The sequence below is a fragment of the Clostridium sp. JNZ X4-2 genome (genome assembly GCF_054889485.1).
In genome coordinates this window covers 1,518,414-1,531,463 of sequence record NZ_CM142685.1, presented here as the reverse complement: position 1 = coordinate 1,531,463, position 13,050 = coordinate 1,518,414, and the positions used below count along the sequence as shown (strand labels likewise).

Below are 13,050 nucleotides of genomic sequence, written 5' to 3'. Positions count from 1 at the left end.
GTATACATAATATATATAATGTATACTAAAAAATCCCCTTTATTTTCTCAATCAACTGGCCGCTGTAAAGCACAGAGCACTTGAATGTTCTTTCTATATTATTGGGAAACAGTATACTTATAAAATTACCCTTTTTATCTGATACCTCTCCCCTGCCATATAGTTTGTGCACTACGGCATCACCTATCTTTAAATGAAGTTTTTCAGCATAATCATATGTATCAAATACGCCGCATTCTTTTATGAATCTGGATACCTCCACTGCTTTTCCCCTTATGGTACTGCTGCAGTATAAATTCAAATTATCTATGGCTCTTGTAACACCTACATAAAAAAGCCGTCTCTCTTCCTCCAGATTGTTCATTATACTGTTCTCATGGGGAATCAATCCTTCACTGCAGTTTATTATATATACATTTTCAAATTCCATTCCCTTCACCCCATGAATTGTACTCAGTGTAACTGCATTTTCTTCCTTCATATTTTCATCTATGGTTTTTTCTACATTATCCACATGAGCTAAAAATTCATTTATAGTATTAAAATCCTTACAGGATTCCTCAAATTCATACAAAATATGCTGGAATTCTTCCAGATCCCTATTGGATTTTTTGCAATACTCCTTTAAGTAATCCATATACTCCAGTTTATTCAATATAAATTTCATAACATCCCTTAACTTCATCTTACTCAATTTTCTGATTCTTTTTTGAAGATCATCTACTGTTTTAATCTGAAAAATTGGCATGTCATCTATTTTCTTTAAGGCTTCAAAGCAATTTCCCTTTATCCTGTTTTTTCGTATCTTTTCTATATTAACCCTTCCTATATACCTGAAAGGCTTATTTATAATAGTTATAAAGCTTTCCTTATCACACATATCCACAGATAATTTAAAATATGATATTAAATCCCTGCATATAAAGTGATTATAAAAATTATACTGTGCATCCAGTAATTTAAATTTTATATTGTACTTTAAAAATGCATCTATTAAAATTCTTGACTCTATATTGGTTCTATAAAGTACTGCCGCATTTTTATACTGATACTTATGGATTTCTACAAGTTTTCTTATGGATTCTGATACATGATATGCCTGATCTTTTTCCCGTGTAAACATTTTAAAATTAATTTTCCCTTCATATTGCTTGCTGCTTTGAATAGGTTTTAAATTTCTATTTTTATTATTGTTTATAATATTTTTAGACATCTCAACTATATTTTTTACACTTCTGTAATTTGTTTCTAAAAACAGTTTTTTACCACCTTCAAAATATTCTTCAAAATCCACCATGCAATCCGGTCGGGAGCCTCTAAAGGAATATATGCATTGATCCTCATCTCCCACTGCAAACACACGGCTGTCCCTTCCAATCAATTGTAAAATTTCTATTTGAAGCTTATCACAATCTTGAAATTCATCTACTAATATATATTTAAATATCCTTCTGTAATAGTTTAAAATACTTTTATCTTCTTGGAAGATCTCTCTAACCTTCAATTGAAGATCATCGAAATCCATTAAATTATTCACAGTTTTATATTTTTCATATGCATTAAAGCACTGTATAAATACAGCTTTATCTGACTTGCTTTTAAAATTTTCCATACTGTTTCCCGTATTTTTTAAAAGAGATATATCATTTAAAACTTCCTTTACTTTTTCATTTCCTATGGAATCCAAATATGATACAAGTACATTTTTCACTAATTGCTGTGCTTTAAATGAAGATATTATATTTATTTTCCCACTGTGTCTTTTTAATATATTATAAAATAAAGAATGGAAGGTTCCAAAAAAAGGTATATCATTTTTATTGGAAATTGATAAGTATCTGTTTTTCATGTCAAAAGCAGATGATCTTGTAAAGGTTATTACCACTATGTTTTTTGGTTCTACCTTTTTGACGGCTATCAAATAATATACCCTGTTTATAATAACTGTGGTTTTACCGGAACCTGGAGGGGCACAGACCATGACATTTTTAAAATCAATATGTACTGCCTTCATTTGATTTATATCCAATTTATTTTTCATTACCTCTTACTCCTCACTTTCACAAGTGCTGAATCCGCAATCTTGTAATATTTCATCTTAAGTATTACAATGTGTGTATATATAATTTTGTTCACAATTATCCAAATTAAAACATAAATAGAGGAGATTTTTATTATGGAAAGCTCAAAAAATTTCGACATTAGAAGAGGAAGAAATCTTACAATGCTGGTAGATTTTTATGAATTTACCATGGGCAACGGATATTTTGAAAACAATATGGGAAATAAAACAGCTTATTTCGACATGTTCTTCAGACGTATCCCGGACGGCGGCGGATATTGTATCATGGCTGGCGTTCAACAAGTTATCGAATATTTGTCTAATTTAAATTTCTCGGAAGAAGACATAGAATATCTCAGAGCCAAGAAGCAATTTTCTGAAAAATTTCTGAATTATTTGAGAAATTTTAAATTCTGCTGTGATGTATGGGCTGTACCTGAAGGTGAACCAATATTCCCAGGTGAACCGCTGGTAACTGTCAGAGGTCCTGCTATTCAGGCTCAATTTGTTGAAACTATGATACTTTTAACTGTAAACCATCAAACATTAATTGCCACAAAAGCAAATAGGATCTGTAAGGCAGCCGGACCCAGACCTATAATGGAATTTGGATCCAGACGGGCACAAGGGTCTGATGCAGCCATATATGGTGCCAGAGCTGCAGTTATAGGCGGCTGCAGTTCAACCGCATGTACCATAGCTGAACAGATGTTTGGAATACCGGCTGTGGGAACCATGGCCCACAGCTGGATACAGCTATTTCCTTCTGAATATGAATCTTTTAAAGCCTGGGCAAAGGTATATCCGGATAATTGTGTGCTTTTAATAGATACCTATAATGTATTAAAATCAGGGTTGCCCAATGCTATAAAGGTTTTCAAAGAAATCTTGATTCCAAATGGACACAAACCCAGGGGCATAAGAATTGACAGTGGCGATATAACTTATTTAACCAAAAAGTGCAGAAAAATATTGGACGAAGCCGGACTTCAAGAGGTACAAATAGTTATTTCAAACTCTCTGGATGAATTCATCATAAGAGATGTACTCAGCCAGGGTGCTTGTATTGATTCCTTTGGAGTTGGAGAGAGATTGATAACTGCCAAATCAGAACCTGTATTTGGAGGAGTATATAAATTATCAGCTGTAGAAGATGAGAACGGGACTATAATACCAAAAATAAAGATAAGTGAAAATGAAGAAAAGATAACCAATCCTGGATTTAAAAAAATATACAGAATTTATGACAAAATGGACAACAAGGCCATTGCTGATTTAATAACTTTAAATAATGAAAAAATAGATATGGGTAAACCTCTTGAAATATTTGATCCCCTGTTTACATGGAAAAGGAAAAAAATAAAAAATTATTACATTAAAGATTTGATGGTGAAAATATTTGACAATGGACATCTTGTATATGAAAGTCCAGATGTAAGCTGCATAAAAAAATTAGTAAAAGAAGAAACGTCCAAATTTTGGCCGGAAACATTAAGACTTGAAAACCCTCACCATTATTATGTGGATTTATCTAAAAAGCTTTGGGATTTAAAACAGCATTTACTTGGAAAATATTCTGACACTTATGAGGAATAGCTTAATAATCAGCATTAATTTTACTGTTAAAGGGCCTGTAATTTATCAGTTGCAAGCCCTTATATTAAAACATATTATAAATTGCTTTTTATTATATCTGCAAATTTCTTTATTATACAAGCTGTGAAGCCCCAAATTACATATTGTTTATACTGATAAAAGTATTCTGTTATTTTTCCACTTCTAAACTTATAGTTTCTTCCCCTTACTATGAGTTCATAGGGAAATTTTTCCCCTGGCTGGGAGATCACTGGCATTTCATAGACAAGCGGATTATTTTCCATAAAAAATTTTAAAGGCACTTTGAAAATATGATCTACTTCACTTTTGCTTGGGATTATATGTTTACTGTTCAGCCTGCACACAAAAGGATACATTATAAAGTTATATGGCGTTACAACATAATCCATTTCTCCTATAATATCTATATCTTCCCTGGTCAAATTTAATTCTTCCATGGTTTCTCTGACGGCTGTAACCTTGGGAGTTTCACCTTGTTCCATTTTTCCACCGGGTAAACATATATCCCCAGGCTGATGCTTTAAATTCAAGGCCCTGACCTCAAATACCACATTTAAATTTTCTTTTTCCATATAAAGAGGAATTACCACTGCACTTTTTTTAAACTCTCCCATGATTTTTCCTTTTCTGCCTCTAAATATATTTTCAACTTTTTCTATCAATCAAATACCTCCTAAAACACAATAGTTCTCAATTGTAAAATATACTTCTTAATGATATACTTTAAAATGTCATAATCAATTATATAATATATTTTTAATAAAATATATATATAAATTTTAAACAGTTGGAGTGATGTACTTTGAAATTTAAAAGTAATATCATATTACTTACATTTATATTTATATTTTCTCTAAATTATAATGTGTCTGCTGATAATTCAACTAGAACACAGGCTCCTGATATCTATGGGAAAGCAGCTATAACAGTGGATATGCAGACCAATGAAATAATATATGAAAAGAATTCAGATATTAGAGTATATCCCGCTAGTACTACAAAACTTCTCACAGCTATTCTCCTTGAAAAAAACAGGAAACCAAATGATATGCTGACATATACTTCCGGAGCCAAGGCTCAGCCCGAATCTTCCTTAAATGGGGACATTCATTCTATTGAAATAGGTGATTCCATGTCTGCGAAAGATGTAATGGATGGACTTTTAATGTATTCAGCCAATGATCTTGCATATGTCATTGCAGAAAATATATCCAAAGATGCAGGTACTTTTTCCGAAAAGATGAATGATTATATAAAAAAGCTCAATTTGAAGAACACTCATTTTGTTACTCCAAATGGTCTTCATAATCCGGATCATTATACTACATCTTACGATATGAGCATAATTGCAAGGGATGCCTTTAAAAGTTCCTGGATAAGAAATACCATGGCAACATCTTCAACCACAATAAAGACCACCAGCGGCCTTGTTTTCCCAATTAAAAACACAAACAAGCTTTTGGGACAAGATGGCTGTGTAGGCGGGAAAACTGGATACACCATACCTGCTGGCAGATGTCTGGTAGCAGTATATAATAGAAATAACAGGGAAGTATTGGGAGTTGTTATGGATTCCATATATGATCCAAATGACACCTATGTATTTAATGATATGGAAAATATAATAAATTGGAGCTACAATAAAAAGCCCAGTATCTTATATAACAAAAATTCCACAATTGGGAAACAACTGATAAAATACAGACCTTTTTATTTTATAGGTCCTTATAGAAGTATAGAAGTTCCACTTCAAATTAAAGATAATGTAACTTATTATGATAATGATTTGAATAAGAAAGAATTAAAAAAGAATATAAGTATTACAGATACTACTTTAAAGGCTTTAAAAGGCCAAGTTCCACTGGGGGATCTTACTATAAAGGAAAGAGACTACTCTAAAAGCTATAAAGTTTATTCTGCTTTGCCAAGGTATGATCTTCTTAAAAAAAGTGCTCCCCTCTACCTGGAAGCTTTACTGCTAATATTTATATTAAATGTAATTGTAAAATTTATCTGTAAAAGAAAACCGCGCAGATACCTAAAAAAATAAATTTTATACTAAAAATGGCAGCGATTAAATAATACCGCTGCCTAATATATAACTTAGACCTGTAATAACAGCCGCAGTTGTTATTACAGCCAAGAATACTGCATTCAAAGAATTGTTTCCAGGCATGTTTACCTACTAACTATTATATTAAATGATATATCAATAATCAGGAAGTTAATAGTGGAATTAATTAAGATCATTTTTTGATTAAACAAAAGAGCTGTATACTAACTTTTAGTAACAGCTCTTATACATTATTTTAAATAATACAAATTTCATTTTAAATAATCAAATCTTATATCACAAAAGACCTAAAAAATCATTAACCATATTGATAGTTTTCTTCTCTTTTACACCCATCATCTTATCTATTACTCTATCTAAAAGATTCCCCTACAATACCGTCATTTAAATTTTTGACTTCTAAAACTTTACCCAAATTCGAGCTGTAAAGAATAATGCTGTAATCACAAAAACCTTTTTTATGCTGGAAATAGGTGTGGGATAAAGTAATTGACTGAACTGCTTCCATTTTCAATATAGATTGGGTTTTATTAAAGCTTTTGTAGCACATATAAATCAAGCTGCCATCAATTCCAAAGGCAGTATTTTTAAATTCAAGATATCCCATAATCAACAAAAACAACAATAATACCAAAGTAACCAGGACAAATTCCGGTTTTATGAAAAAACATGCAAGAGCTGTAACTGCCCAGAAAATAACTTTCTTATATAAGAATCTAAAGCCTGCAGTCCTGCTGGGTTTTGTTATATCCCCGCTGTACTTAAATTCCCCCAGCAAATCCTTAATAATTTCATCTTTCAAGAAACTATTGCACATTGGATACAGTATTGCTTTTTCTCCCTGTTCATCCCCGTAACCAATGCTTTCAATTTCCATGGTGAAAAATCCGAAAAGCTGCATGAAAACTGTCTGTTTCACATGAATTCCCTTTATCTTCGCCCTGTCAAAGCTGTAATTCTTTCTGCTTATGGCTCCATACTTCACATATATTTTATTTCTATCCGCCCACATCTTAAAATCATAATACCTTAAAAAAACATATACTATGGCCAGGAGTATGCTGATAAATATCAGACTCAATACTATAAGTGCTACAGTGTATATGGCATAATAGATGTCTTCTTTCTGAAGTTTGTCTATATACATGGAAGTATCTATATGAATTAAATCTTTTAAATACTGATCAAAAAACTGCTGCACAACAAACAAAATTCCTATTCCCTTTAATACGGAATTTGATACAAGAGAGTATACAATGAGCTCTCTCGGTTTTACTGTATAAGACTTCCTATTTTCTTCTGTACTGCTGCCAACTTCCCTTTTTAGTAAAATATCCCTCAGTTCTTCAGCCCTGGCTTTTTTCAATGTAAATTTCAATTCACTGCCTTTGTTGGAGGTATCCCCGGTATCAATTTTAATGGTGGCTGCCTTGAAAATTCTCTCTATAAGTCTTTGAGAAATATCTATGGTATTAATCCTCTCAAAAGGAATTTCCACCTTTTTTATATTGAAAACCCCCTCCTGATGATATATGGAGTTTTTTCCTATTGTAAAAAAATTTTTTCTCCACAGCAAAAATTCGTATAAAACAACCATGACAAACAGGACAATTCCTATAAGAATAGATCTTACAAGACCTATTTTATTGACCAGAACTCCCACTGCAACTACAATCCCTATAAATTCTTTAATCAACTTTGCCATATCGTAAAATATTTTTAAAATATGATTTCTCTCTGCCTTATACATTTTTCTCTCCCATTTCTATAATCCTTTTAAGACTTTCAGAAATTATTTCCGCCTCTTCAACTGGTATTGCAGGTATTATATGACAGCCGCCTGCAGTTATTATATTTATGGAGGCTATTTTATAAATTCTCTGAATAGGCCCCTGCTCTATCTTTAAATTCTGGATCCTTGAAATTGGAATGATTATCTTTTTTCTAACTATAATTCCCTTTATCAGTTCAATTTTATCTTCAAATATACCATATTCCCACTGCTGGTACTCCAAAAAAGGCCAGACGAAACTATCCAGAATGGAAATTAGAACTATAATAAATCCCAGTATATTCATCAAATATTCAACCATGGATATTTGATAAAATTTCGGAATAATCAGTAAATGATTTATCAAAATATATACTGTTAAAATTATGATACTTGTTATAACTCTTCCAATCATCCAGATCTTTACGGCATTTCTGTCGATACTTCTATAGCCCATGTCCATGTTCAAAACCTCCTATCCAACGCTGCAGTATTTTCACATTTCCTTCAGAAAATGTGTTCACTGTTTTGTCCGGGAAAGCCTGTCTCTCTTTCTTCCAGTAAACATACCCTGCTTCCACATTATTATATCAGATTTTCAAAGGGATTCAACTGTCTATATTGTTTATCTTCTTCATTATGGTATATACCGTCAATGCCAGAGTGACAAAAGTAACAACAATTAGTTTGACAACCGTACCTTCCAGTGTTGCATATTTACCTCCTAGTACAGGCTGCATCAGGGCACTCAGCACAACTGCCGTCAAAACCGTTGAAGGGACTGATTTTTTCCTCATTCCAACATCAAAAGGCAAAAGTGCCAGTACTCCTCCTGCAGCAATAAACCCCAAAAATATGAGATATGCACTGGAAATATAACTGAAACTAAAATTTCCTGCAACAACATCTATAATAGAATCCAAAATCACCGCATAGGATATGCACAGTATGTCACTTATGAATATACACACTATGGCAAAGACAACAACTATAATCAATTTTGCAGTCATAAGCTTTTTTCTGTCTACCGGATAGGAAAACATCACCAAAATTGTCCTATCTCTATATTCTCCTATAATGATCTTTGCCGTCAGTGCAGAAGAAAATATCAAAAATACATAGGTGGATAAAATGTTTGTCATAAGCACCACACTTTCCCATGTATCCAGATCATTGGGTGTCCTTGCCTTATTGTCGATAAATGACATGGTTAAGAAGGCCATTATGCAGAAAACGGCTGCAAATACTCCCTTGATATACTTTTTCAATTTATACTTTTTTATTTCCAATTTAATTAGCTGCAGCATAACTGTCCTCCTCCATCAGTCTTAAAAAATACTCCTCCAGGGTACCTTCTTTTTTATAAATACTCTCCAATTTCACACCATTTTCCACAAGTATTCTTGAAATCACACTCTGTCTTTTACTCATGTCATATATATGCACTTTATTTTCAGACACTATCTTATAGTTTTTAATTCCAAGTTTCTCTTCAATCAGGTATCCTGTCCTGCTCAGATCGTCTACTTCCAGCTCAATATATTCCTTATTGTATTCATGAATTACTTCAAGGGGCACTTCCTTTAAAATCCTTCCTTTTTTTATAATTCCCACTGTATCTGCAATCAATTCCATTTCAGCAAGAATGTGCCCTGAAACAAGAATTGTCATTCCATATTCTCTGTTTAAATCCTTTATAAGTGAACGAATCTCCTTGATTCCTTCTGGATCCAGGCCATTGATAGGTTCATCCAATATGAGGAATTCCGGTTTCGTAAGTATGGCTCTTGCAATGGCCAGTCTCTGCTTCATGCCCAATGAATAATTGCAAACCGCCCTGCCGTCAGCATCATACAGGTCAACTAAATTCAAGACTTCATCTATTCTTTCCCCATTGTGATATCCCATGTATTCACAGTGAAGTTCAAGATTTTCCCTTCCTGTCAATTTGTCATAAAAATAGGGATTTTCTATAATGGAGCCTGTTCTTTTTAAAATTTCAAAATTATCCTCCTTCACTTCTTTCCCAAATACAACGATGCTGCCCTTATCCGGCTTTACCAGGTTGAGAATCATCTTGAGTATAGTGCTCTTGCCTGCACCATTGGGACCCAGGAATCCATATATCTCACCTTTTCTTACATTCATATTGGCGCTGTCCACCACTGTCCTGTCTCCATATGTCTTGGTGAGTCCATTTATTTTTAGTGTATAATTCAAGTAAATTCCCCCTTTCTGCATATTAGTATAGCAAATTGAGCTGTCTTTTTTCTGTCCTAAACCTTACTTTTTTCTTAAGTTGTCATTTCTTTGGCAGTATTATGTCAAACAGCGTCCTCTCATTCGGAATACTGTCCAGCTCAATTCTTCCATTCATATGTTCAACAAGCTCCCTGGATATGGCAAGACCCAATCCGCTTCCCTGATAATCCCTGCTTCTGGAATCTTCCAGTGTATACATCCTCTCAAAAACATTTTTCCTGTCACTTTTGGGAATTCCCCTGCCGTGATCCTCAATTTCAATACAAGCTGTATTTTCACAGCTGCTTACTTTTATACCTATGTACTTGCCGGCGTTTCCATATCTGACGGCATTATCAATTATATTTTTCAAGACACGATTCAGTGCTTCCTCGTCCGCTCTTGCATAAACGGGCTTTTCGGGTATATTGATGTCCACATGAAACTTTTTTTCAGAAAGTATGTCATAGAATTCAAACATATTCCTTCTGCATATTTCACATACATTTACATTGGCAATATTGATCACCTTGTCTCCGGATTCCAGCTTGGCAAGATCAAAAAATTTATTTATCAGTTCCAGAATCTCATCAATTCTGGAATCAACTTTTATAACCATCCTGTCATCTTTCAGTCTAATTCTGAGCATTTCAGCATATCCCTTCAAAGTAGTCAAGGGCGTCTTTAAATCGTGGGAAATGTTGGACATCATTCTCATCATGGAAATTCTGGAGTTTACATATGCTCTTTTACTATGATTGCTGTAATCCAGCAGTCCGTTGATGCTGGAAGCAATGGACCTTATGGCTTCATCTTCTGTAGTAACCAGAATGGATTCACCTGTTTCATTTTTAACAATAAAATCTATTTTACTGGACATATATTCAATTTGTCTCGACTGAAGCCTGTATTTCCTGTGTTCCAATATATAAGCTGCTGCAAAAATCAAAATCAGGACACCTAAAAATACTGTCATTTTAATATTCCTCCATTTTATATCCAATTCCCCACAAGGTCTTGATATATTGAAAATCACTTTTTCCCCGGGACAATTTACTGCGAAGTCTTCTCATATGGACATTTATGACATTTTCGTCTCCATAATAGGGTTCTTTCCAAACCTGATTATAAATCTGTTCCTTGGAAAAAACTCTTCCCAAATTGGAAGCCAGAAGTTTTAAAATTTCAAATTCCTTATTGGTTAAGTCAAGCTGCTTTCCTTTTTTAATAACAGAATGCTCATCTGTATTTATTTCCAGATCCTTTACATAAATGACTTCACCCTTGCACTTCTGCTGTTCTTTTACATATTTTGTGGCACGTCTTATATTTGCCTTGATTCTTGCTGAAAGCTCCACCAGGGAAAATGGTTTTGTCAGATAATCATCTGCCCCAAGCCCCAGTCCAACTGCTTTATCTGTATCACTGTCCCTGGCTGTTATTATAATAATAGGTGTTACATCCTTTTCCCTTATTTTTTTCATAACTCTCATACCGCTGATTTTTGGAATCATCAAATCCAAAAGAACCAGATCATAAGGATGTTTTCTAAATTCACCAACTGCCGATTCTCCATCATAAACTTGTGTAACCTCATATAGATCACCGGTTAAATATTCAGTAACCATTTCACTTATGTTTTTATCATCTTCTATAAGTAATATCCTAGACAAAATATTCTCATCCCTTTCGTTCCCTTTAAAGCTGAAATAAAAATTCCACGGTACAATTAATTCTACCATGGAATTTCAAATATTGTAAAACCTGCAAAGGACATGAACAAAATTTTCACCTCAGCTTATCAAGTGATTCTTAGGTTCAGATGGAGTTTGCTCATAAGGAATACTTTTCTCCACCTGAACCTTATTAACAGTATTCTTAGTGTCTTTAGCACTTAGAATACGTTATCCTTTAAGGGCAGAACTTATCCAGGCGCACAGCAGTGCTTATCTTCCACTTTGAGAAAATCAGATGTCCCAAATCTTTGATTTGATGACAGTCGCTTTCACAGAGTGCACTGGAAATATTAGCTAGCGGTCGGATAATTTTTTTTATCTCTATAAATTACAAAATGGGCAATAACGGCTAAAACCTGAAAAATAAGTCCAATTGTGCAGACACCCTGCCAGCCAAAATTCTGCCAGAAGAGAGTACCAAGGAAAGAGCCTGCTGCTCCTCCCATAAAATAGGAAAACATAAATACGGTATTATTACGGCTGCGAACTTTGTCCCCCAGAAGCTGTACTCTTGCCTGATTTGATACCTGTCCACACTGATTTCCAAGATCAAGAATAACTGCACCTAACATAAGACCAAGAATATGATATCCAAAGAGGATAAAACATACATAAGCAGCAGTAGAAAATATTACTCCTATTCCTACAGTAAACCTGGGACTTTTCCTGTCAGCTGCCTTTCCAACAAGTGGTGCTGCCAATGCACCGGCAACTCCAAAGAGGCCAAATAGTCCGGCTTCTCTGGTACCCATATTATAAACCGGTGTCTCAAGCAAAAATATAAGTAAAGTCCAGAATATACTAAAGGAACCAAACATAAAAAATCCATTCACTGCAGATTCCCTCAGTGAAACTTGATTTTTTATCAAATCCGGAATGGACCTTAAAAGATCCTTATAAGGAATTACATTTGCCGGCTTATCTTTAGGAAAAAGCCCTAAAATAAAAGCAAATAGCAAGGCAATGAAAAATGCACCGAAAATATACACAACTCTCCAATTAAAAATTGAACCTATTACTCCACTAAAGGTACGTGAAAGCAAAATTCCAATAAGAAGACCGCTCATAACATTCCCTATAACCTTGCCCTCCTGACCTTCCGGTGAAAGATGGGCGGCATAAGGAACAATAATCTGTGGAACAATAGTGGTAAGACCTATTGCAAACATGGATAAAAGCATGACAAAATAATTTTGTGAAAATGCAGTTATAACTAGGGACAAAACTACCAAAACCAACATTCGCAGTATAAGCGAACGTCTTTCACACATATCTCCCAGGGGCACTATAAATAGAAGCCCAAGAGCATATCCAATCTGAGTGACTGTAGCTGCTATTCCTGCGGAACTTTGCGATACGGAAAAAGCATCCGCAATCTGTGATTCAAGTGGTTGAATATAGTACAAATTTGCAACACAAACTCCACAGGCAACTGCCATCAACAAAACCAGTGATTTACTTAAAACAAATTTCTTTTCCCTTCTGAAATCTTTCATTTGTAAAAATCTCCTTAATCGGCATTTAATATTTGAACTTTTAACTTCAGATC

General features: G+C 33.9%; 11 protein-coding genes. 2 read left to right on the top strand and 9 right to left on the bottom strand.

Going from position 1 to position 13,050, the window contains the following annotated elements; translation table 11 throughout:
* Positions 1-25: 25 nt before the first annotated feature.
* Positions 26-2,041, bottom strand: a complete 2,016-nt coding sequence (locus ACYUJ6_RS07385; RefSeq protein ID WP_461845180.1) for an ATP-dependent helicase — start codon at positions 2,039-2,041, stop codon at positions 26-28.
* A gap of 135 nt (positions 2,042-2,176) precedes the next feature.
* Here ACYUJ6_RS07385 and ACYUJ6_RS07380 point away from each other — a divergent pair, with 135 nt between their 5' ends.
* Entirely contained in the window at positions 2,177-3,658 is a 1,482-nt protein-coding gene (locus ACYUJ6_RS07380) for a nicotinate phosphoribosyltransferase (RefSeq protein WP_461845179.1), read from the top strand.
* A gap of 74 nt (positions 3,659-3,732) precedes the next feature.
* On the opposite strand, the gene ACYUJ6_RS07375 is transcribed toward ACYUJ6_RS07380, so the two are convergent.
* Positions 3,733-4,341 carry an NUDIX hydrolase gene (locus ACYUJ6_RS07375; RefSeq protein ID WP_461845178.1) on the bottom strand — a complete coding sequence of 203 codons (609 nt, stop codon included), beginning with the start codon at positions 4,339-4,341 and terminating at the stop codon, positions 3,733-3,735.
* Positions 4,342-4,481: 140 nt separating this feature from the next.
* Here ACYUJ6_RS07375 and ACYUJ6_RS07370 point away from each other — a divergent pair, with 140 nt between their 5' ends.
* Entirely contained in the window at positions 4,482-5,729 is a 1,248-nt protein-coding gene (locus tag ACYUJ6_RS07370) for a D-alanyl-D-alanine carboxypeptidase family protein (RefSeq protein ID WP_461845177.1), read from the top strand.
* Between the two features lie 376 nt (positions 5,730-6,105).
* On the opposite strand, the gene ACYUJ6_RS07365 is transcribed toward ACYUJ6_RS07370, so the two are convergent.
* From ACYUJ6_RS07365 to ACYUJ6_RS07335, 7 genes are all read right to left on the bottom strand, one after another.
* Positions 6,106-7,503, bottom strand: a complete 1,398-nt coding sequence (locus ACYUJ6_RS07365; protein ID WP_461845176.1) for a PH domain-containing protein — start codon at positions 7,501-7,503, stop codon at positions 6,106-6,108.
* On the bottom strand, positions 7,496-7,987 hold the full coding sequence (locus ACYUJ6_RS07360; protein ID WP_461845175.1) for a PH domain-containing protein: 492 nt from the start codon (positions 7,985-7,987) through the stop codon (positions 7,496-7,498). Before ACYUJ6_RS07360 ends, ACYUJ6_RS07365 begins: the two co-directional genes overlap by 8 nt.
* A gap of 145 nt (positions 7,988-8,132) precedes the next feature.
* Entirely contained in the window at positions 8,133-8,831 is a 699-nt protein-coding gene (locus ACYUJ6_RS07355; protein ID WP_461845174.1) for an ABC transporter permease, read from the bottom strand.
* Complete coding sequence (locus ACYUJ6_RS07350; RefSeq protein WP_461845173.1) at positions 8,815-9,744, bottom strand: ABC transporter ATP-binding protein; 930 nt, start codon at positions 9,742-9,744, stop codon at positions 8,815-8,817. Before ACYUJ6_RS07350 ends, ACYUJ6_RS07355 begins: the two co-directional genes overlap by 17 nt.
* Before the next feature lie 82 nt (positions 9,745-9,826).
* On the bottom strand, positions 9,827-10,741 hold the full coding sequence (locus ACYUJ6_RS07345) for a sensor histidine kinase (RefSeq protein WP_461845172.1): 915 nt from the start codon (positions 10,739-10,741) through the stop codon (positions 9,827-9,829).
* A gap of 1 nt (position 10,742) precedes the next feature.
* On the bottom strand, positions 10,743-11,438 hold the full coding sequence (locus tag ACYUJ6_RS07340; protein ID WP_461845171.1) for a response regulator transcription factor: 696 nt from the start codon (positions 11,436-11,438) through the stop codon (positions 10,743-10,745).
* Positions 11,439-11,791: 353 nt separating this feature from the next.
* Entirely contained in the window at positions 11,792-12,997 is a 1,206-nt protein-coding gene (locus ACYUJ6_RS07335) for an MFS transporter (protein ID WP_461845170.1), read from the bottom strand.
* Positions 12,998-13,050: the final 53 nt, after the last annotated feature.

What these genes read in the sequence shown, in the direction of transcription:
- ACYUJ6_RS07385 (WP_461845180.1), bottom strand. Translation starts at nt 2,041, where the DNA reads ATGAAAAATAAATTGGATATAAATCAAATGAAGGCAGTACATATTGAT.
- ACYUJ6_RS07380 (WP_461845179.1), top strand. Translation starts at nt 2,177, where the DNA reads ATGGAAAGCTCAAAAAATTTCGACATTAGAAGAGGAAGAAATCTTACA.
- ACYUJ6_RS07365 (WP_461845176.1), bottom strand. Translation starts at nt 7,503, where the DNA reads ATGTATAAGGCAGAGAGAAATCATATTTTAAAAATATTTTACGATATG.
- ACYUJ6_RS07360 (WP_461845175.1), bottom strand. Translation starts at nt 7,987, where the DNA reads ATGGACATGGGCTATAGAAGTATCGACAGAAATGCCGTAAAGATCTGG.
- ACYUJ6_RS07355 (WP_461845174.1), bottom strand. Translation starts at nt 8,831, where the DNA reads ATGCTGCAGCTAATTAAATTGGAAATAAAAAAGTATAAATTGAAAAAG.
- ACYUJ6_RS07345 (WP_461845172.1), bottom strand. Translation starts at nt 10,741, where the DNA reads ATGACAGTATTTTTAGGTGTCCTGATTTTGATTTTTGCAGCAGCTTAT.
- ACYUJ6_RS07335 (WP_461845170.1), bottom strand. Translation starts at nt 12,997, where the DNA reads ATGAAAGATTTCAGAAGGGAAAAGAAATTTGTTTTAAGTAAATCACTG.